15 protein-coding genes and 2 pseudogenes are annotated in these 19673 nt (G+C 73.1%); 9 read left to right on the forward strand and 8 right to left on the reverse strand.

Features of this window, described 5'->3' with window-relative positions:
- Nucleotides 1-154 precede the first annotated feature (154 nt).
- Nucleotides 155-625 (reverse strand): DUF5959 family protein, encoded by a 471-nt coding sequence (locus ACGF4C_RS25405; RefSeq protein ID WP_393569114.1) that lies wholly within the window; start codon nucleotides 623-625, stop codon nucleotides 155-157.
- Nucleotides 626-897: 272 nt separating this feature from the next.
- Between ACGF4C_RS25405 and ACGF4C_RS25410 the strand changes: the two genes are divergently transcribed.
- Nucleotides 898-1989 carry an alcohol dehydrogenase catalytic domain-containing protein gene (locus tag ACGF4C_RS25410; protein WP_393569199.1) on the forward strand — a complete coding sequence of 364 codons (1092 nt, stop codon included), beginning with the start codon at nucleotides 898-900 and terminating at the stop codon, nucleotides 1987-1989.
- Nucleotides 1990-2066: 77 nt separating this feature from the next.
- On the opposite strand, the gene ACGF4C_RS25415 is transcribed toward ACGF4C_RS25410, so the two are convergent.
- Nucleotides 2067-2936, reverse strand: a complete 870-nt coding sequence (locus tag ACGF4C_RS25415) for an MBL fold metallo-hydrolase (RefSeq protein WP_393569115.1) — start codon at nucleotides 2934-2936, stop codon at nucleotides 2067-2069.
- Nucleotides 2937-3735: 799 nt separating this feature from the next.
- On the opposite strand from ACGF4C_RS25415, the gene ACGF4C_RS25420 reads away from it, so the two are divergent.
- Nucleotides 3736-4497, forward strand: coding sequence for a hypothetical protein (locus ACGF4C_RS25420; protein WP_393569116.1), 762 nt, complete (start codon nucleotides 3736-3738; stop codon nucleotides 4495-4497).
- A 74-nt stretch (nucleotides 4498-4571) separates the two neighbouring features.
- Here ACGF4C_RS25420 and ACGF4C_RS25425 read toward each other — a convergent pair whose 3' ends face one another.
- Complete coding sequence (locus ACGF4C_RS25425) at nucleotides 4572-5381, reverse strand: alpha/beta fold hydrolase (RefSeq protein ID WP_393569117.1); 810 nt, start codon at nucleotides 5379-5381, stop codon at nucleotides 4572-4574.
- A gap of 477 nt (nucleotides 5382-5858) precedes the next feature.
- Between ACGF4C_RS25425 and ACGF4C_RS25430 the strand changes: the two genes are divergently transcribed.
- From ACGF4C_RS25430 to ACGF4C_RS25445, 4 genes are all read left to right on the forward strand, one after another.
- The gene (locus ACGF4C_RS25430; protein WP_393569118.1) at nucleotides 5859-6116 is read left to right on the forward strand and encodes a hypothetical protein; all 258 of its coding nucleotides are present in this window, start codon (nucleotides 5859-5861) and stop codon (nucleotides 6114-6116) included.
- Between the two features lie 413 nt (nucleotides 6117-6529).
- Nucleotides 6530-8062: a phytoene desaturase family protein gene (gene crtI / locus ACGF4C_RS25435; protein WP_393569119.1), complete on the forward strand. Its 1533-nt coding sequence runs from the start codon at nucleotides 6530-6532 to the stop codon at nucleotides 8060-8062.
- On the forward strand, nucleotides 8059-9048 hold the full coding sequence (locus tag ACGF4C_RS25440; protein ID WP_393569120.1) for a phytoene/squalene synthase family protein: 990 nt from the start codon (nucleotides 8059-8061) through the stop codon (nucleotides 9046-9048). Before crtI ends, ACGF4C_RS25440 begins: the two co-directional genes overlap by 4 nt.
- Nucleotides 9045-10058: a DUF5914 domain-containing protein gene (locus tag ACGF4C_RS25445; RefSeq protein ID WP_393569121.1), complete on the forward strand. Its 1014-nt coding sequence runs from the start codon at nucleotides 9045-9047 to the stop codon at nucleotides 10056-10058. Before ACGF4C_RS25440 ends, ACGF4C_RS25445 begins: the two co-directional genes overlap by 4 nt.
- Nucleotides 10059-10106: 48 nt before the next feature.
- On the opposite strand, the gene ACGF4C_RS25450 is transcribed toward ACGF4C_RS25445, so the two are convergent.
- Together ACGF4C_RS25450 and ACGF4C_RS25455 are read right to left on the reverse strand one after the other, a co-directional pair.
- On the reverse strand, nucleotides 10107-11675 hold the full coding sequence (locus ACGF4C_RS25450; protein ID WP_393569122.1) for an FAD-dependent oxidoreductase: 1569 nt from the start codon (nucleotides 11673-11675) through the stop codon (nucleotides 10107-10109).
- Between the two features lie 28 nt (nucleotides 11676-11703).
- A complete protein-coding gene (locus ACGF4C_RS25455) occupies nucleotides 11704-12897 on the reverse strand; it encodes a lycopene cyclase family protein (RefSeq protein ID WP_393569123.1) in 1194 nt (397 codons plus the stop codon).
- Nucleotides 12898-13209: 312 nt separating this feature from the next.
- Between ACGF4C_RS25455 and ACGF4C_RS25460 the strand changes: the two are divergent.
- Nucleotides 13210-13335 (forward strand): annotated as a pseudogene (locus ACGF4C_RS25460) (cytochrome P450); the annotation flags it as partial.
- Nucleotides 13336-13426: 91 nt separating this feature from the next.
- On the opposite strand, the gene ACGF4C_RS25465 reads toward ACGF4C_RS25460, so the two are convergent.
- Nucleotides 13427-16816, reverse strand: a complete 3390-nt coding sequence (locus tag ACGF4C_RS25465; protein WP_393569124.1) for a hypothetical protein — start codon at nucleotides 16814-16816, stop codon at nucleotides 13427-13429.
- A 147-nt stretch (nucleotides 16817-16963) separates the two neighbouring features.
- Between ACGF4C_RS25465 and ACGF4C_RS25470 the strand changes: the two genes are divergently transcribed.
- On the forward strand, nucleotides 16964-17446 hold the full coding sequence (locus ACGF4C_RS25470; RefSeq protein WP_393569125.1) for a hypothetical protein: 483 nt from the start codon (nucleotides 16964-16966) through the stop codon (nucleotides 17444-17446).
- 70 nt (nucleotides 17447-17516) lie between these two features.
- Here ACGF4C_RS25470 and ACGF4C_RS25475 read toward each other — a convergent pair whose 3' ends face one another.
- On the reverse strand, nucleotides 17517-17954 hold the full coding sequence (locus tag ACGF4C_RS25475; RefSeq protein ID WP_393569200.1) for an Lrp/AsnC family transcriptional regulator: 438 nt from the start codon (nucleotides 17952-17954) through the stop codon (nucleotides 17517-17519).
- A gap of 100 nt (nucleotides 17955-18054) precedes the next feature.
- On the opposite strand from ACGF4C_RS25475, the gene ACGF4C_RS25480 reads away from it, so the two are divergent.
- Nucleotides 18055-18972, forward strand: a complete 918-nt coding sequence (locus tag ACGF4C_RS25480; RefSeq protein WP_393569126.1) for an SMP-30/gluconolactonase/LRE family protein — start codon at nucleotides 18055-18057, stop codon at nucleotides 18970-18972.
- 5 nt (nucleotides 18973-18977) lie between these two features.
- Here ACGF4C_RS25480 and ACGF4C_RS25485 read toward each other — a convergent pair.
- Nucleotides 18978-19644 (reverse strand): annotated as a pseudogene (locus ACGF4C_RS25485) (response regulator).
- Nucleotides 19645-19673: the final 29 nt, after the last annotated feature.

The raw sequence follows: 19673 nt of genomic DNA on the forward strand, positions 1-19673 counted from the left end.
CTTGCCCCGGACGTTCCGGGGGCGCCAGTCGACTGCCCGGCTGCTTGCCCTTTGGCTGTCCGGCGCCAAATTGCGCTTGTGCAGGGAGGGAGTCATGCACGGAGTAATGGAGGAAGTACTCGCCGGAATGCAGATCATCATCCTCCCGAGACGCTCACTTCCTACGGTTAGGGCTCCACTCGTAGGACATGGGAGCCGTCTCGATGACCTCGCTCGGCCAGACCTGCCGCACTCGGTCCAGTCGGGCTCGGTGGTCCTGGATCCAGTCATCTTGCGGCCGGATCCAGAAGAACGTGGAGAGCCGGTCGGGGTCGTGGAGGGTCACCCCGACGGACTCGTCCTCGTTGAGCTGAAAGCCGAGCTCAAGTCCTCGCCCGCCGCCCAGTCCCGCGTTGCCACGTGGTACCAGCCGTTGGAGCTGCTCTTCCCAAGTGGAGAGATCCTGCTGCAAGAGGCAGATCTCAAGACGTGCGTCGAGGAAGCTGGTGGACACCAGGACGTCGGCGCACAAGGTGTCGTGGCCAGTCAGGACGCCGGGCTGGGAACGTCCAGTGACACGAACGATGCACTGGTCGCCGTCGGCGTCTGCCAGGTGAATCAGGTCAACCGGTTCCGGCTCTCCCATTGTGCGCCTCCACAGGGTCTTGGCTGGTGCGAGTAGCGTGCATCCTCTCCCACGGGGCACGCACGAGCGGATGCGCCCCCCCCAACGATCCGTTCGCTGCACTGCACCTTCCCCGGCCTGCCCTGCATTGAGCCCCGGCCCGCAGGAAGGTGGTGCGCCCGGTAATGGGATGAAGCCTGGTCTGGATGCGGTCCGGAAGCGCTTTCACGATGGCGTGGTGCCACGTCGGGTGGCTTCTTCGAGGGCGAGAGGAAAGCGAGGCCGTCAAAGAAATGCGAGCCGCAGTTCTGAAGCAGTTCGGGTCGTCGTTGGTGATCGAAACCGTGCCTGACCCTGTGATGGGGACCGGCGAGGTTGTGGTGGATGTCGTGGCGGCCGGTGTGTTGCCCTACGCCGCGGAGGTGTTCCGCGGGGACCGCAAGTATCTGCTCACGCTGCCGGTGATACCCGGAACCGGGGCGGTGGGCCGGGTGCGCGCCGTGGGGCCGGACTCGACGCGGCTGCGCGTAGGTGACTGGGTGCTGTGTGATTCGACCATTCGCGCGCGGGACGATGCGTTGACCCCAGACATCACACTCCAGGGCCTGAGTGCCCGCGGGGAGGGCGGCCTGCGCTTGCAGGAACACTACGGGCACGGCTCGTTCGCCGAGCAACTGCTGGTCCCGACCGAGAACGTCTTTCCCCTCGGTGCGATCGATGCGGCGGACACGGGCCGGTGGTGTGCACTCCCGGTCCTTCTCGTGCCGTACGGCGGACTGCTCGCCGCCGGGCTGCAGGCCGGCCAGACCGTACTGGTCAGCGGTGCCACCGGCAATTTTGGGAGCGCCGCCGTCGCGGTCGCGCTGGCCATGGGTGCGGGCAGCGTCGTCGCGCCGGGGCGGAACGAGCAGATGCTCAATGAGCTGGAGCGCCGCTTCGGGCCCGGGATCAGGACGGTGCGGTTGTCGGGTGATGAGGAGGCGGACCGCGACCGGATGCGTGCGGCGGCGCCCGGTCCGATCGACGTCGTACTGGATCTGCTGCCGCCTTCGGCCCCGACGACCGCGGTACGGGCGGCGATGATGACGGTCCGCGAGCACGGGACGGTGGTGCTCATGGGAGGCGTCGGCATGCTGGGAGGCGACGACCTCGCACTGCCATACCCGTGGCTCATGAGGAACAACATCACCCTCCGCGGCCAGTGGCTGTGCCCCCGCCACGCCAACCCCCAACTCATCCAGCTGGCAAGGTCCGGACAACTGGACCTGCGGCAGTTCGACGTCACCGCCTTCGACCTTGCCGACGCCAACACGGCCTTGCAACACGCCGCTGCCGCGGGGGGACGCTTCAGCCTGACGGTCATTCGACCGGGCAGGGGAGGGTGAGTGCGGTCGGATCCCCTTACGGAGGTGATCCCTGGCCGGCTCGTTTTGCCCCCGCGGTCCGCCGGCCGGGCGTTGTCCTACCAGCGGACGGCGGTGAAGTCGATCGGCTGGGGGTGGAGTAGGCGGGTGCGTTCTGTGAGTGCTCGCAGGCGCTGGGACATTTCGTCGGCGGGGAGGTGGTGGCGGTCGCCGTGGCCGGGGAGGACCCATTCGCATCGCAGCTGTGGGGCCGTCCTGGCAAGGGAGTTGGCCAATTCCTCGATGGAGTACCAGGTCACGCTCTCGGCCACCTCCAGATCGCCGGTGGTGCGGGACCAGTAGAAGCTGTCTCCGCTGAAGCAGTAGCGGTCGTCGGCGAGGTAGAGAACGCTGCCTTGGGTGTGGCCGGGCAGGGGGTGGGCGGTGACCCCCTCGCCGATTTCGACGGGTTCGAGGCCGCGGATCACCTGGTCGGCGTCCGGTGCTGCGTCGAGGTCGCCTTCGTGGATCCACAGCCGGGCGTCGAAGTGGTCCGCGTAGCGGCGGCCGTGGGCGACGTGGTCGCGGTGGGTGAGCAGTACGTCGGTGACGGGGCCCAACGCGGTGTAGCGGGCCGCGAGTTCACGGCTCCAGCGGGGGGTGTCGATCATCATGACCGAGCCGGAAGGCCGTAGGAGGAGGTAGGAGTTTGCGCCGGCGGTGTGCTGGGAGTTGTGGCCGCAGATGAGGACGCCGTCGTCCAGGGCCATCGGGAAGGGGTCGAGGGACTGGTCGGGTCGCCCGGCCCTCGGGCGGATCGAGCGGGTGGGGCAGGCGAAGACGGCGGCGTGTAAGCGTCGGGTCTCTGCCTCGTCGCGGGGCTGGCGGATGATCTGCGACGTGCCGTCGGCTTCGGTGATCAGGTCGGGTGCGAACTGTCGGGCGACGTCGCAGTTGGTGCAGCGGTCGTCGACGTACCAGCCGTCCATGCCAGGGCTCCTTCCGGGGAACGGGCCCGAACCGGGCCGCCATTTCAGGATGACCGTGTGCGGCCGATATCGGTAGGTCCCGCCGATCTTGTACTTCCGGGTCCGAGCCGCTCTCACGACTCGGTCAGGGTGGGGTGATTTGGTGGCGTTTGTGTTGTTCACGGCGTTTGCTGGTTACGCTGATCTTTGGCGGCATTCCCGGCCGGCCTTCGAGCGGTGGCTGCGGAGGGTGGGGGAGCTGCGGTGGGTGGGGTGGGGCGGATCATGTCGGTCGGGCACCCATGTCAGTGAATTTCCGGGGTTTGGCGGGGTTTGCGGGAACCCGGTCCTGCTGGGGTGCCTCCTCTTCCTCAGAGGCGCATAGCTGATGCGTCCGCGTTCGATGTGGGGGCGAGATATGACACGTGCAGCGCAACGGGCCGTGGGAGCGCGGCGGGCGGCAGTGGGTACGACGGTGGCGGCTGCGGCCGGACTGGTTCTGGTGGTGGGGGTAGCGGCTCCCGGGCAGGCCGCGCCCGTTCAGGTGGCTGGCGGAGCACAGTCCGGGTCCGTGGCGAGCTGCGGCGCTGCGGTGACTGCGTCCAAGAGCGCTCCTGCAGGCGGGGCGACGTCCGCAGGCGGGGCGACGTCCGCAGCCGGGGCGACGTCCGCAGTGCGGAGTGCGGCCGCAGAACGGATGGCGTCCGCGGGGCCGGTGGAAGCGGCTGGCCCGGTTGCCGGCGTCACCGGTAGAGCGGGGGAGAAGATCTCGTACAGTCTCGCCTCGGAGGCGCCGGTCGGGTTGTGGACGTCTTCCGGGGTGACCCTGCGTACGCCGGTCTCCAAGGGCACCGTGCGCCTGGACGTCACCACGCACGGCTTCAGCGCCGCCTCCCTCATGATCCAGCGTTACGTTCCCAAGCCCCACCGCTGGGTCGATCTGGACCAACGGCCGGTCGGTAGCGACCATCCGGAGAAGGGGACGTTCACCTTCCCCGTTTCGGTGGCGGCGAGCGCCGGCCGCCCCGCCACGGTGGCCCTGCGCGTACAGGACATCGACCGGCCCGGCCGCCTGGCCGTGGCCGCCTCGGTCAACGACGGGCACGGCCACACCTACCGCGCGCCGGCCAGGAGCGCCGTTGTCGACCGGCCGACGACCACGATCACGGGCTGGCCGCGCGGCGCCGCGCTGGCCCGGGGCGGTGCGGCGCAGGAGTTCACCCTCGCGGTCAAGAACACCACCAAGCGGGCCTACCCGGCACTGAACGCCGGCTACTTCGCCTACGGCCAGGGCAGCGGGCGTGCCGTGGAGCCGAAGGACCTGGTGCTCCAGCAGTACGTGCCCGGTCACGGCTGGCAGCGCGTCTCGCTGCTGCCCGGTGGCTGCGACCCCGGTATGGGCGCCCAGCTCATCCCGACCGCCAAGACGCCGCTGGCGCCGGGCGCCACCGCCGTCTACCGCCTGCGCCTGGCGGTCGCGGACTCCGCTCCCGTGGTCAAGGTTGACGCGGGTGTGTCGGTGGGCACCGGTGACACGTCGTTCTTCTACCGGACGCTGCCGTTCGAGATTCGCGCCAAGTAGCGTCCGGGCCACCGGGCCACGGGCCCGCGGGGCCACGGGGCCACGGGGCCACCGGGGCACGTAACTTCCGTGCGTCAGCTCGGCCCGGTGGTCGTCGGCAACGTGCCGGCGGCCCGCCGGGCGAGGGCGGTTCGGATCAGGGCGTTGACGAGGGCGGGCTGCTCCTGATGCGGCATGTGGCCCGCCTGCTCGATCGCGTGGAACTCGCCGTACGGGGCCAGCGCGGCCAGGTCCCGGGACACTTCCAGCGGGATCTCGGTATCGAGTCCGCCGTGTACGAAGACCGCCGGGACCCTCAGTCGGCCGATGGCCGCGCGCGGGTCTTGGAGGTTGCTCTCCGCGAACAACTCGTCGATGAACGCGCCGGATCGCAGGATCTGCTGCACGGTCTGCTCCGCCAGGGCCGGGTCGGCCGTCGGGGCGAACCAGTGCGGGACCCACTCGGCCAGGGCGGCGGGGCGATCGGTGGCCAGTGCCGCGCACAGCGAGCGAAGCGCGCCCGCCATGCCCTGGCTGGGCCAGTAGCCGGGGCCGTTGACCGACACCACGCCGGCCACCCGCTCGGGTGCCGCCAGTGCTGCCTCCAGGGCGAAGGTGGCGCCGATCGAGCTTCCCACCAACAGGGGCTGATTCAGGCCCAGTTGGTCCATCAGGGCCAGGATGTCGGTGACGTTGGTGGCGGTGGTGTTCCCGGTGACCGGGTGGTCGCTTCGGCCGCAGCCGCGCCAGTCCACGGTCACCACCCGGTGGTCGGCGGCCAGATCGGCGACCTGGGCGTCCCACACCCGTCCGCTGGTTCCCCAGCCGTGGAGGAAAAGCACCGGTATGCCGGATCCGCTGTCCCTGTAGAACAGCCGGACTCCCTTCACTGTGGCGTACGGCATCGTCGCGCTCCTTTTCGTCTCTCGTCTCGTCTTATCTGGGCTCGGCTCGGCTCGGTACGACTTGGCTCGGCTTGGCGCGTTGCCTGTCGTCTCGTCGAGTCGCGTCTCATCGCGTCGTGTGTGGTGTCGTGTCGTCGCGGCGCGTGTCGGCTGGGTGCGTCATGTCGTGTCTGGTCCGCATCAGCCGCCCGTGGGCCGCGGCGATGAGCAGGACCAGTTCACCGTGGGAGGCGGGCGCGACCAAGGGGCACTTGGCTTCTGCACTCATCAAGCAACGTGATGAATCGTGATGAATCCGGGAGCCACGCCGGTCCGGCCCACTGCCTGTACCGCGGGAGCTCCGTGACGTGAGCGTGGCGGCTCGTCGTGCGTGGGGCCGTTGTCCGCATTGCTGGTGTCTGTCACTGCGGTAGCAGTCGGATAACTTCTGCGTTCAGCGGTGTACCGGGGCAGGAGGCCCAGGTAGGTTCAGCCCCCATGACAGAGGACGTCGCGGACATCGACCGGCAGCAGCTGATGGTGGAGGCGCTCCAGGAATTCGCGGCGCGCAGTGACGAGCAGCTGGACTGGACCCTGGGTCTGGTCCGGCACCGGCTCGGGGCCGCCCGCCGATTGGGGGTTCCGGTGCCCGAGGACCTGGCCAGCAGGGTGGCGCGGCTGTGCGAGAAGCGGAACTGGCCGCTCGATGAGCAGGAGCAGCGGGAGCAGCAGGAGCAGCAAGAGAAGCGGGCCTGAGCCCGACGGTCGCTGGCCTTCGCCCCGAGTGAGGTGCAAAAGAGCGCTGCCACCCTGGTGACCGGACAGCGCTGCCGCCACCCCCGCCGGACGACGCCGCTGCCGTGCCGACCGGCGGTTTTGCTGGTGTGTCCGGGGGCGGTTACGGCGATTTCGGCATGGGGCGTGGTCAAGTGAAGGCTGGCCCCGGCCACGCCCCCGTGGCGCGTCCAGGGGCGCAGGCGGGGCTGTGACGTGCCGGAACGCGGTGCGCCTGCCCCTTGGCCGGCGAGAGCGAGACCGTGAGGAGGTGCGATGCGCCGTAGTGGCGGGACCGCACCCTGCGCCCCACCCTGTGCTGCGCGGGCTGACAGCGGTGATGGTGACGATGACGAGCCCGATGACGGTGATGGTGAGGGTGGAGGCGGGGTTCGGTGAGGACGCTGCCAGGGCCCACCGATCATGTGGTGGTGGTCGGGGCCGGGCTTTCCGGATTGTCCGCCGCGTTGCATCTGCTCGGTGCGGGCCGCCGGGTGACCGTCGTCGAGCGGGCCGGGCTGCCGGGCGGGCGGGCCGGGCGGGTCGAGCGTGGCGGCTATCGGATCGACACCGGACCCACCGTGCTGACCATGCCGGGCCTGATCGAGGAGGCCTTCGCCGCCGTCGGTGAGCGGCTTTCGGACCGGCTGGTGCTGCAGCAGCTGCACCCGGCGTACCGCGCCCGGTTCGCCGACGGCAGCGAGCTGGACGTGCACACCGACCCCCAGGCCATGGAGGCCGAGGTGGAGCGGTTCGCCGGCCCCGGCGCGGCGGACGGCTACCGGCGGCTGCGGCGCTGGCTGGAGCAGGTGTACCAGGCCCAGCACCGCCGCTTCATCGACAGCAACTTCGACTCGCCGCTGCAACTGCTGCACCCGGACCTGGCGCGGCTGGCCGCGCTCGGCGGGTTCGGCCGGCTCGACGACCGTATCGGCCGGTTCGTGACCGATCCGCGGCTGCGCAGGGTCTTCTCGTTCCAGGCGCTGTACGCGGGGGTGCCGCCCGCCCGGGCCCTGGCCGCGTACGCCGTCATCGCCTACATGGACACGGTCGCCGGGGTGTACTTCCCGCGCGGCGGTATGCATGCGCTGCCGCGGGCGATGGCCGACGCCGCCGCTGCTGCCGGTGCCGCATTCCGCTACGGCACGCCGGTCACCCGGCTGGAACGCGCCGGCGGCCGGATCAGCGCGGTGGTCACGGCGGACGAGCGGATCGCCTGCGACGCGGTGGTGCTCACCCCGGACCTCCCGGTCACCTACCGCCTGCTGGGCCGACGGCCCCGGCGTCCGGTCCGGCTGCGCCATGCGCCGTCCGCCGTGGTCCTGCACGCGGGCGGCGCGCGGACCTGGCCGGGCACCGCGCACCACACGCTCTCGTTCGGCGCGGCCTGGGAGCGCACCTTCGACGAACTCACCCGCCGCGGAGACCTGATGAGCGATCCCTCGCTGCTGGTGACCCGCCCCACCGCATCGGACCCGGCACTCGCACCGCCGGGCCGGCATCTGCACTACGTCCTGGCGCCGTGCCCCAACACCGAGACCGGACCGGGCGCGGAGGGCTGGTCGGCGCTCGCTCCCCGGTACCGGGACGGTCTGTTGTCGCTGCTGGAGCGCCGCGGGTTCACCGGGCTCGCCACCGCCGAGGACCTGGGCACGGTGACGCCGGCCGACTGGGCGGCGCAGGGACTGGCCGCCGGTACGCCGTTCTCGGCCGCGCACACCTTCGCGCAGACCGGCCCGTTCCGGCCGCGCAATCTCGTACGGGGTACCGAGAACGCCGTGCTGGCGGGGTGCGGCACGACCCCCGGCGTCGGTGTCCCCACCGTGCTGATCTCCGGCAAGCTGGCCGCCGCGCGGGTGACCGGGCTCCGTCCGCCGCGTTCCCGCGCCGGTGCGCCCCGGACCGGCGAACGGACCGTACCGGCATGACGGAGCGCGAACTGACCGCGGCGGGCATCACCGACCCCCGGCTGCGCGCCGACTACGCCCACTGCCGCCGGCTCAACGCCCGGCACGGCAGAACGTACTTCCTGGCCACCCGGCTGCTGCCGGCCGACCGGCGGCCGGCCGTGCACGCGCTCTACGGATTCGCCCGGCACGCCGATGACCTCGTCGACGATCCGGCAACCGGCAGCAGCACCGCCGACCGTGCGCGGGCGCTCTCTCTGCTGCACCGCACTCTGCAGGACGGGCTGCGCGGCGGACCGAGCCCGGAGCCGGTCGTCCGGGCGGTGGCGCACACCGCCGCCGCGTACGGCATCGACCACGCCCACTTCGCCGACTTCCTGACGTCGATGCGGATGGACCTGGTCGTCACGGACTACCCGACGTACGCGGACCTGCGGTCCTACATGCACGGCTCGGCGGCGGTGATCGGCCTGCAGATACTGCCCGTGCTGGGCACCGTCGTCCCCCGCCAGGAAGCCGCCCCGCACGCCGCCGCGCTCGGCGTCGCCTTCCAGCTGACCAACTTCCTGCGGGACGTCGGGGAGGACCTCGACCGGGGGCGCGTCTATCTGCCCGCCGATCTGCTGGCGGCACACGGGGTCGACCGCGCGCTGCTGCGGTGGAGCCGGGACACCGGCCGCCCGGACCCGCGTATCACCGAGGCGCTGGCGGCCGCGGCCGAGCTCACCCGCGGCGTCTACCGGGAGGCGGCCCCCGGCCTCGCCATGCTCGACCCGGTGTCGCGCCCGTGCATGCGCACCGCCTTCGTGCTCTACGGCGCCATCCTCGACGCGGTGCGCGAGGACGGGTACGCCGTGCTGCACCGGCGTGCGGTGGTCTCCCGCCGGCGCCGCGCGGCCACCGCACTGGGCGGGCTGGCCCGGTCCGTCGCGGCCCGTCTGACCGCCCCGCCGCCCGCCGTGCCGCGGGAACGGATGCCGCAGCCGGCGCAGAAGGAGAGCGCATGAGCCCGCGCGCCCGTCACCGCCCGCAAGTCCCGCTGCGGCTGCGGCGCAGGCCCGAGCGGTGGGAGCGGCAGCGGCCCACCTGGCGGGACGCCCGGCCCGCGGTCATCGACGGGGCGCTGAAAAGGGCGCTCGCCCGGCCGTCGGGCAACTGGTTCGTGCTCTGCGCGGCCCGTGACATCGGGCCCCGGAAACCGTTCGGCCGGACGGTGGCCGGCGTGGAGGTGGTCGCCTGGCGCGATGCCGGCGGGCGTCTGGTGGCCGGGCCGGGGGCCTGTCCGCACCTCGGGGCGCCGCTCGCGGAGGGCGCCGTGCACTGCGGCACGCTCCGCTGCCGCTGGCACGGACTGGCCCTGGACGGTGCCGCGTTCGCCGGCTGGGAACCGTTCCCCACCCACGACGACGGAGTGCTCGCCTGGGTCCGGCTGGACGCGGCCGGCGGCGAACGGCCCCTGCCGCGGCCGGTCCTCCCGCCCCGGCCCGGACCGGCCGGCTCGCTCGTCGCCGTGCACACGGCCGTGGGCGGGTGCGAACCGGAGGACGTGGTGGCCAACCGGCTGGACCCCTGGCACGGGGCGTGGTTCCACCCCTACTCGTTCGTGGACCTCACGGTGGTCGGCGCACCGGCGGAGGCCGGTACGGAGGGCCCGGACGAGTTCCTGGTCGAGGTCTCCTTCAAGGTCGCCGGGCGTGCGGTGGTTCCGGTGACGGCACGTTTCACCGCGCCGGAGCCGCGCACGGTGGTCATGCACCTCGTCGACGGCGAGGGGGCGGGGTCGGTGGTCGAGACCCATGCCACGCCACTGGCACCGGACGACCGCGGCCGGCCGCGCACCGCGGTGGTCGAAGCGGTGCTGGCCCGCTCCGACCGGCCCGGGTTCGCGCTGGCCCGCGCCGCGGCGCCGCTGGTGCGCCCGTTGATGCGGGCGGCCGCCGGCCGGCTGTGGCGGGACGACCTCGCATACGCCGAGCGCCGTTGGCAGCTGCGCCACAGCGGCCGCTGGCCGGGCTGATGGCCGCTGTTCGGGCTGACCGGGCCGAGGCACGAAGGGCGGGGGCGGTCAACGTCCGGCGCGTCCGGCCGCCCACCGCAGCGCGGCCACCCGTCCCTTGTCCGGCACGGTCCACAGCGGGTGACCGCGCACGCCCCAGCGGGCCAACAGGGCGTTGGCCGCCAGGAATCCGGTGGTCGCCGCGCGTTCCATCAGCGCCACCGGCAGCGCCGTACGCACCAGGTCGCCGGCGATCACCACCCGGGGGTCGGGAGTGTGGACGGTGGGCCGGTCGGCGTAGCCGCCCACCGCGAACAGCGGACAGTCGGCCCGCCACTCGTGGCGCTGGTCGACGATCCGTACCCCGCGGGTCTCCGGGTAGACGGTGTGCAACTGCTCGACCAGACGGCGCTGTTCGTGTGCCCGGTCGGCGTCCGGCCGCACCGCATAGGCGTGCAGTTCGAGGACGGAACCGCCGGTGCGGCCGGACCAGCGGGCGGCCTCGCCCTCCCAGCGTTCCAGCACGCTGATGTTGTCCAGCGAACCGAAGCCGCTGGTGCCCAGGAAGCCGGGCCGGTCGGGGGACACCCGCCGCTCCAGCCACAGCCGGGACACCAGGAACGGCGGGGCGGTGCGCAGCCGCCCGATGCGCGCCCGCCAGGCGGCGTCCCCCAGTCCGCCGGATGCCGCCACGACCCGCCGCAGACCGGCGGTGTCGAGCGCGAGCACCACGGCGTCGTACGGATGCGCCCCGTTGCTCGCGGCCACGCGCACCCGGCCGCCCGCCCCCGGCTCGACGCGGTCCACCGGCGTGCTGGTCCGCAGCCGTACGCCGTGCCCTTCCAGGTACCGGGCGAGCGGAGCCCACAGCGCCTGCGGGTACGGCTCCGCGGGCACGTCGAACAGCAGCCCCTCGCTGGACCCGAGGAAGTAGATGTGGAACATCAACGCCATTTCCGCCGCGGACAGTTGGCGAGGATCGGCGAAGAAGCTCCGGGAGAACACCTCGAACGCGAGGTGGCGCGCGGCCTGGGGAAAGCCGATGCGGGTCAGCAGGTCCCAGGCGCTGGTCCCGTCGAGCCGCTGGTAGATCTCCGGCACCCGGACGTCGAGCAGCGGCAGGGCCGCGCCGGGGCGCATCCGGGCCAGGTCCCGCCAGGCGAAGGTCGGGCTGAGGGCCATGAAGCCGAGGGCGCTCCAGGGCGGTGTGCGCGGTACGCGGGCGAAGCTGTCGCGGGTGCCCGAGCGGTGCAGCAGCGGATAGTCCGGGAGCCGTCGCAGCGCTCGCAGTCCGGGGTCGATGCGCCGCAACAGCCCCCGCAGGTTGTAGTACTGGGGGAAGAAGGCGTGGAATCCCCGGCTCATGGTCGCCGCCGAGCCGTCGGCGAGCCGCACCGGCCGGCCCGCCAGCCGGCCCCCGAGGACGCGTTCGCGCTCGTACAGCGTCACTCGCACCCCGCGCTCGGCCAGCGCCGTCGCGGCCGCCAGGCCGGCGATGCCGCCGCCGATCACCGCTACCGCGGGCGATCCGTCGGCCGCCGCCCGTGCGGCACCCGGGGGCCCCGGCAGCACCCGTGCGCGGCGGTCGCGGCCGCGCCGGGCGGCCGGGGCGGACGACGGCAGGTACCGAGCGTTCATGAGTCCTCCCGGTGACGAGCAGCCCCGGTCACCACGGGGCGGACTTTCGGGGCAGTAGCGGGAGTTCGGCGACGGTACGGAGCATCGGGAGCACGGGCGTGTGCAACCCGATGGTCAGGTCCTCCCAGAGCCGGGAACGACCGTCGAGGAACCGCAGCAGACGTTCGGTGGGCACCGCGCCGAACAGGTCGCTGAAGAACGCGGCGCCGTCCACCCGCCCGCTGTCCAGTCCGCGCAGCAGCACGGCGTCCAGGGCACGGGCCCAACGGCTGTGCACCGGCGGTGGCAGGGGCGCCCCGGGCCGCCGGAGCGCGGCGGCGAGGCCCGCGGTCTGGCGCTGCACCGCGGCGAAGGTGTATCCGGTCGAGGGGCGGGTGGCGCCGCCGGCGGTCCCGATGCGGAACACCGAGCGCCCCGCCCGGTACGGAAACCGGCCGTCGGTCATCGGGATGACGCCCTGTTCCGCTCCCGTGATCTCGAACGGCCCGAGCTTGCGCACCTCTTCGGTGTAGTGGCGCAACGCCCTTTCGTAGTCGGCGACAGCCAGCGGCCGCCGGGAGAATTGGGTGTACTCCACCAGCGCCGTGTGCGGGTCCAGCGGAAGGACGTAGCCGAAGGCCAGGCCGTGGGCCGGCTGCGGAACGCGGAAGTCCATCCAGTCCGCCACCTCCGGGTCGAACACCGCTCTTTGGGTACGGACGAACCAGCCCCGGAAGTGCTGCCGCAGCGTGGTGCGGGCGGGCGGAAGCAGTTGCCCCGGGCGGGAGTCGAAGGCCCAGCGGGCCCGCAGCGTCACCGGGCGCCCCGCAGCATCACACCCCCGGACCTCGGCGCCGTCGGCGGTGTCGCGCACCGCCGCCACCGTCGCCTCGACGCGCCGCACGGCGGGGTTCCCGGCCAGCCGGGCCTCGACGGCGGCGGCGAAGTCGCCGGACCGCAGCATCTTGTAGCGCAGTGGCGCGGGCCGCCCCACCCGCTCCGTGCCGTCGGGTCCGTACACCCGCAGGGCGTCCCATCCGGCGGTCAGCGCCCGGTCGAACTCGCCGTCCGGCGCCTCCCAGAAACACCAGGTCCGTTCCGGCGGCCTACGCGGTCCCGGCGGCGCGTCCACCAGCACCACGGTCGGCCGACGTGCCCCGGCACCCGGTGCGTCGCACAGCCGGTGGGCCAGCGAAAGCCCCGCCGCTCCCGCCCCGACGATGACCACGTCCGCGTCCCGCACACCCGTCCTTCCACCTGTCGCCCAGCACCCATGACGCCCGCCGGCGCCCACGGTGATCCTTTCGCAGCCGGGGCGGGGACGACGGCCGCCACGCGCGGCGAGGCGGGGGAATGGCGGGGACCCGGCCCACGGCTGCTCCCTCGGTGGGGCAGGGCGCACCGCCTTCTGTGCCTTATGTGCCGGCCGTGTGGCGGGCGTTGTGAGCGATGTCGCGGCGCATCAGGACCACGTAGAGGGTCGAGCCTTACGTCGATTCGGGTGGCAGGTCCGTCTGAGAATGCAGCCGGAGCAACCGCCACGAAAGGACATCCGATGAGTCAGCCGGTCCCCGTCCCGCACGGTCTCCCCATGGAGCGCGATGCGGGTCCCTTCGACCCGCCCCGCGACATCACCCGGCTGCGCGAGGCCCGCCCGGTCAGTCCGCTGGTCTTTCCCGAACATCTACGGCGTCCACGAACTGCCGGTCAGCTGGACGGAAACGCCCCGGTAGAAGGCAGCCTCACCCGCCACGACAGCCGGTGCACACCGGTCATTCCGTTTCGGTCACCGTCCGGTGCGCTTGGTGGCGTACGTCAGGGTGCGGGTGCCGGCGCAGGGAGCGCAGGAGTGACCGCCATTCCTCGGGCCAGCCGAGGCTGCTGCCGGTTCCGGTTGCCAGTACGGCCGCCAGCAGGCCGGTGACGGCGCCGCCGTCCTGTGCCAGCTCGGTGGCTGCGGCCAGCAGGGCACCGGTGCGCTGCGGGGATGCGCCGGCTGCCCGGGAGGTCTGGAGCCGTCCGGCGGTGTGCAGGGCGACGGTCACTCCGGCGTTCTGGAGGGCCGCCGCCAGGTCCCGCAGGCGGGGGAGCAGCGCGGCCGGGTCGGCGGTGCGGTCGACCAGTCTGCGCAGCAGATCGGCGCGTTCGGCCACGAGCAGTGGTTCCGGCGCCAGTTGACCGGCGAGCGCCGCGAGCAGCTCGGGCCGCTCGGTCTGGTTCGAGCTCGGGGTCACCAGGGTGCGCAGCCGCTGCAGGGCCGGCAGGTCGCGGTCCGGCAGGGCGTCGCAGCCGCCGTCCGGCGTGCCCATCGCGGCGAGCAACTCCGCCACCGCGCCGTGGAGCACGCTGCCGGGATCCGCACCGCCCACCGGGTGCGGGAGGTCCGACCCGGCCAGCTCGCGCAGGACCCAGGCCGCGTACTGCCAGTGGGCGCGGTGGTCGAGATCGCAGACCGTACGGGAGAGCCGGCCGGCGACCTCGGGGGCGTAGCGGCACCACGCGCCCAGGGCGTGCAGCGTGTGGTAGCCCGCGAAGCCGTCGACGGACGCCAGGCACGCGTCGTACGCGGCATGGACCACGGCGGCGTACCCGGAGCGGTGGGCGTGGGCCAGCTCCCAAGGGGCCACCCGCAGGAGGGCGTCGAGCACGGGCGGGGCGTCGTCGTGTGCGGCGTCGTGGAGGAGGCGCCAGGCCTCGGGCACGTCGAGCAGGGGCGGCAGGGCGCGGACGACGGCGGCCCGTACGTCCGGGTGGCGGTCGGGGGCGTCGAAGGCCTGCGCCAGCAGGGACACCGCTCGTTGCGGCGGCAGGAAACGGGCCGCGAGCCGTACCGCCTCCTTGCGGGAGGTCACCTTGGCCACCCGTTCCCCGGCCAGCAACTCGCCGAGCGAAAGGGCGAGTTCGGCCGGGGCGGCGAAGCGGGCGGCGCGGGTCGCCGCGTACACCGCGACCCGCGCCCGGTCGCTGCCGGCCTGCTCCAGCAGCACCGGCAGGACCTCATGGGGCCGGTCGGTCCAGGGCAGCGCGCCGAGCGCCGCCTCGGCGACGACCACGTCCGCGTCGTCGGCGTGCTGCACCGCCAGGGCCCGGCCCCGTTCGGGGATACGTGCGGCGGCCCGGACCGCGGCGGCGCGCTCGTCGAGTGGCAGGGAGCGGTCCGCGGCCGCCTGCCCGGCGAGCCGTGCCGCGGCCCGTTGCTGGCGGGGCAGCCAGCGGTCGCTGTCGCCGAGATGCGGCAGCGGACGCCGGGCACCGCGCACCAGGAAGCGGCCGTAGGGCGGGGTGTCGTCGAGCAACGCGTCGAGCAGGTCCGTGCGCCGTCGGGCCAGGACCCGCCGTACGGCTGGGAGCACGACCGCCGAAGGTTCGAGCGCGACGATCCGGGCCACCCGCTCGTCGCGGGTGGCCGGTGCGGCCAGCCATCGTTCCGCGGCCGCCGCGAACGTCTCGTCGTCGCCGTGCTCCAGGGCCGTGGCCAGCAGGTCCTGCAGCTGGGGCAGCTGCCGGGCGCGCGGCCCCAGCGCATCGGCCAGACTCAGCAGCAGCCGGAAGTCGGCGCGTTGGGCGGCCGCCACCAGCCATGGTCGCAGCGCCTCGAACAGCTGGTGCTCCTGGCCGCGGCGCAGGACCCGGTGCAGCGGCCCGAAATCGGGGACGCCGACCCGGCCCACCAGGCGCTCCAGGGTGCGCAGCGCCCAGGCAGGAAGGGCTGATTCACCGTCGGTGGCGTGCTCGACCAGCACGCGTGCGGCGAGGGCCCGTACCGCCGCCCGGCTGCCGGCAGAACTGTCCCGGGCCTCCAGGGCGGCGACGGTGATCTCGTCCAGCAGCGCGGCGTGATCGGAGTGGAACAGCCGCGCGGGTACCGCCTCCAGTGCCTCCAGTGCCGCGGCGCGTACCGGGTCCCGGTCGTTGCGCAGCCGCCTCATCGCGGTCAGCAGTTCGGTGAGCGCCTGGCGGCCGCCGTCCAGGGCGACGCACGCCACCAGGAGCGGCCAGGCGGCAGCCCGGTCGTCCGCATCGGACCGTCGGATCCCGGCGAGCAGCGCGGGCCGGGCCTCGTCGAGCGGCCCGTGGGCGAGGGTGTCCAGGCGCTCCCACCAGCTGGTGCCGTCCGTGAACTCCGCTGCCGCCCGCCGTACCTCCGCCCAGCGCCGTTCGCGGGGCAGCAGGGCGAGGACGGCCAGGGCCGGCTCCCCGGGTGCGCCGCCGGCGGCGACGGCGTCGAGGAAGGCCGGGCGCCGCCCGGGGGCCATGGCCTTGACCAGGGCGGTGAAGTGCACGCTGCGGCCCAGCCAGTGGCGGCCGAGTACGGGCAGCGACTCCGGTGCGGCCCGCACCAGCCTGCGCAGCACTCCCGGCGGCGGCACCGGCTCATGGCGCTGCAGGTACCGGTCGGGGGAGGTCAGCCAGCGCACGACCCGCTCGGCGTCCGCGTCGACCAGGGCGCCGAGCCCGGTGTGCAGCGGGCGCGGCAGGCTTTCCGGCCCGTACCGCTCCAGCAGCGTCAGCACCCGCTCGGGGCGGAGCGGCGCGAGCACGGCGACCGCCGTGGCGTGCAGCCGCCACCAGTCCTCCCGCTGCCGTTCGCCGGCCCGCTCGGCCAGGGCTGCTTCGGCATGGTCCAGCACCGGGTCGGGATGCCGGCGGGCGAGTCCGGTCCAGCTGTCGACGGCGTGCGCGAGCTCGGGGAGGTGCCGCGCCACGAAGGGGGCGGTACACGCCGGCAGCAGTCGCGCGGCCTCCGCGTCGCCCCAGTCCGCGCGCAGCCGCACCACCAGCCGTTCGGCGAGCGCGGTACGTCCACCGGCGGCGAGGAGGCGGGCCAGCCGGTGCCGCAGTACGGCCGGGGCCTCGTCGTACGCGGCCTCCACCGCCTCGTCCGGCACCGGCAGCAGCCGGGCGGCGCGCCGGGCGTAACCGGCGACGACCGGGTCGCGATCGGCGAGCCGCCCGGCGAGGAATCCGGCATCCTCCCCGGCGAGGGCGGCCAGCGCTGCGAGCCGCCGCTCGTACGGCCCTCGCGCGTCCAAGTCTGCGAGCAACGGGGCGAGTTGGCCCTCCTCCGCCAGCCGACGGGCCGTCCTCGCGGTGCGGGAGAGGCGGGCGGGGAACGGCAGCGGTTCGAGTGCGGAGAGCAACTGCTCCGCGGTGGTCGGCATGCGCGCATTGTGCCCGGGATGATCCGTGCCTGCGATCGAATATCCGGGTAAGGGCCCGCATCCCGGCCGATCGCTCTGCGCCTCAGCCCGGTCATGCGTACCGTTCGTGCCGGTGGGAACCGAACGAACCGGGCCAGGTGGCGATCGATGAACGAGCGGGACAGCCAGGCGGACGGCCTGCGCGTACGCACAGGGGCCGAACGCCACGACGAGGTGGCGGCGGGGGAGACCGGTGCGCGGGCGGCCGAACTGCGCGTGGCGCTCGACGGCATCCGGAGCATCCGCGGTCTGACCAACTCCGGTCCCGATCCGCAGAGGCGTCCCGCCGAGTGGGAACGGCGCCGGCTGCTGCGCACGGTGAGCCTGCTGCTGGAGGCCGCAGGAATGGCGCCGTCAGCCGTCGGCGCGGACGGCGAACCGGCGCGGACCGGCTACCGCACGGATGAGGCGGAGCGGGCGGGGCTGGTGGTGGTGCGGTGGGTCGGGCCGCGGGGCAGTGGCGCCCGCTACCAGGAGCGGGAGAGCCTCCTGCGGTGCCGGCAGGTACTGCGCGACTGGGGCTTCGAGGCCCTGGAGGTCCGCGGCCCGGGCGGCCGCCGCCACCTGGAGGTGGAGGCCGGCCCCGGGTGAGGCCGGACGCGGGCCGGGCGTCCCTCACCCACGCGCCCCGCACCCGCGAGCGACCGCCCGGCCCCGGGCGTCAATCGGCGCTGACCGGCCGTTCGAAGAAGGTCTCCAGCACGACCGTCGCCTGAGTCCCGCTCACGCCCTCGATCGCGTAGAGCCGCCGCAGGACGTGCTGCAACTGCTCCGTGGTGGCCGTGCGCACCTTGACGAGCACGGAGGCGGCGCCCGCGATGATGTGCGCTTCCTGAATCTCGGGAATGGCGGCGAAGGACGCGGCCGCGTCCCCCATCCAGGCCGACGAGTCGACCATGACGAAGGCGAGCACGCCCTGCCCGAGGGCGGCCGGGTCGACGTCCACGGTGGTGTGGCGGATGACGCCACGCTCGCGGAGCTTGCGTACGCGCTCGTGAGCCGCGCCGGCCGACAGCCCGACCGCCTTGCCGAGCGCGGCGTAGGCCTGGCCGGCATCGCGCTGAAGCTCCGCGATCAGCGCCCGGTCGATGTCGTCCACGATTCCCTGATGAACCATCCCCATGTCACCACCATATCTGGTTCGGGCGCACTACTATCGCTTCGAATGTGGTTCGACCGCAGCCCTTGAAGGGATAACCATGTCTGGTGAATTGTCCTCCACTCCATATGAGATTCTGGACGAGCGCTTCCGAACCGGGCGGTGCGCCAACGGCGACGTACGGCTTGAGCAGTTGCACGCGGACTGCCGCTGGGCCGAGGGACCGCTCTATCTGCCTGCCTGGCGGCAGCTGATCTGGAGCGACATCCCCAACGACCGGCTGCTGCGCTGGGACGAGTCGACCGGCGCGATCGGGGTCTTCCGCTCCCCGGCCGGACACATCAACGGCAACACCCTCGACCGCGAGGGCCGGCTGGTGAGCTGCGAACAGGGCAACCGCCGGGTCACCCGCACCGAACCCGACGGCCGTGTCACCGTGCTCGCCGACCGCTTCGAGGGCAAGCGCCTCAACAGCCCGAACGACGCCGTCGTGCGCTCCGACGGCTCGGTCTGGTTCACCGACCCGGACTTCGGGATCACCAGTGACTACGAGGGGCACCGCGCCGAGAGCGAGCTCGGCACCTGCGACGTCTACCGGATCGACCCCGTCACGGGCGGGGTCAACCGGGTCGCGGACGGTTTCGGCGGACCGAACGGCCTGGTCTTCTCGCCGGACGAACGGCAGTTGTACGTCGCCGACACGCTGGCCCGGCACATCCGCGTCTTCTACGTCCGCGAGGACGGCACCCTCTCGGACGGCAAGGTCTTCGCGGAGCGCACCGACGGCGGCTTCGACAACATCCGCTTCGACGACCAGGGACGGCTGTGGGCCGCCGCGTTCGACGACGGCGTGCACTGCTACGACCCCGACGGCACCCTCATCGGCAGGCTCCGCGTACCCGAGCCGGTCTCCAACATCGCCTTCGGCGGCCCCAAGAACAACCGGCTGTTCATCACGGCCACCACCTCGCTGTACTCGCTCGTGATGGCGGTGACGGGCCTGCCCCGGGTGCTGTGACGGCCCTACGGCCCGGCGTGCGGGGCGTTGCGCGTCTCCCAGGACCAGGCCCGCGATGCCCACGCGGTTCCGGACCTTCAACTTGGCCTGGATATTGGCGATATGGGTCTTCGCCGTGCCCGCGGAGATGAAGAGGCGCGCGGCGATCTCGGCGTTCGTCAGCCCCTCCGCCACAAGGCGGGCGATCTCCGCCTCGCGCGAGGTGAGGGGCGAGGACTCGCGCGCCGCGGGAGGGGCGGGGGTGGCCAGGGACTGCAGGAGGCGGACGGTGAGTTGCGGGCTGATGAGGAGGTCACCGGCCATGGCGGCTCGTACGCCCTCGATCAGCAGGCCGGGGCCCGAGCGTTTGAGGAGGAAGCCACAGGCGCCGTCGCGCAGAGCCGTACGGACGTAGTCGTCGTGGTCGAAAGTCGTGACGACCAGGACGCGGGGCGGGTCGGACGTGGCCGGGCCGGTCAGGCGGCGGGTCACCTCCAAGCCGTCCAGGACCGGCATGCGGATGTCGGCGATGACCAGGTCGGGCCGGAGCTCGTGGGCCAGGCTGACGGCCGTGGCACCGTCCGCCGCCTCGCCGACGACGGTCATGTCCGGCTGCGAGTCGAGGATCAGCCGGAATCCGCTGCGTACGTCGGCCTGATCGTCGGCGAGGAGAATGCGGGTGACGCCGGGGATGCGGTTGGGGGCGGGGGCGTTGGTGGGCG

The organism is Streptomyces sp. NPDC048197, assembly GCF_043202395.1.
Taxonomy (GTDB): Bacteria; Actinomycetota; Actinomycetes; order Streptomycetales; family Streptomycetaceae; genus Streptomyces; species Streptomyces siderophoricus.

Bases quoted from the DNA above. Each gene is read 5' to 3' on its own strand.
- ACGF4C_RS25405 (WP_393569114.1), bottom strand. From the start codon at position 625: ATGGGAGAGCCGGAACCGGTTGACCTGATTCACCTGGCAGACGCCGAC.
- ACGF4C_RS25410 (WP_393569199.1), top strand. From the start codon at position 898: ATGCGAGCCGCAGTTCTGAAGCAGTTCGGGTCGTCGTTGGTGATCGAA.
- ACGF4C_RS25415 (WP_393569115.1), bottom strand. From the start codon at position 2,936: ATGGACGGCTGGTACGTCGACGACCGCTGCACCAACTGCGACGTCGCC.
- ACGF4C_RS25425 (WP_393569117.1), bottom strand. From the start codon at position 5,381: ATGCCGTACGCCACAGTGAAGGGAGTCCGGCTGTTCTACAGGGACAGC.
- ACGF4C_RS25430 (WP_393569118.1), top strand. From the start codon at position 5,859: ATGACAGAGGACGTCGCGGACATCGACCGGCAGCAGCTGATGGTGGAG.
- ACGF4C_RS25440 (WP_393569120.1), top strand. From the start codon at position 8,059: ATGACGGAGCGCGAACTGACCGCGGCGGGCATCACCGACCCCCGGCTG.
- ACGF4C_RS25445 (WP_393569121.1), top strand. From the start codon at position 9,045: ATGAGCCCGCGCGCCCGTCACCGCCCGCAAGTCCCGCTGCGGCTGCGG.
- ACGF4C_RS25450 (WP_393569122.1), bottom strand. From the start codon at position 11,675: ATGAACGCTCGGTACCTGCCGTCGTCCGCCCCGGCCGCCCGGCGCGGC.
- ACGF4C_RS25465 (WP_393569124.1), bottom strand. From the start codon at position 16,816: ATGCCGACCACCGCGGAGCAGTTGCTCTCCGCACTCGAACCGCTGCCG.
- ACGF4C_RS25470 (WP_393569125.1), top strand. From the start codon at position 16,964: ATGAACGAGCGGGACAGCCAGGCGGACGGCCTGCGCGTACGCACAGGG.
- ACGF4C_RS25480 (WP_393569126.1), top strand. From the start codon at position 18,055: ATGTCTGGTGAATTGTCCTCCACTCCATATGAGATTCTGGACGAGCGC.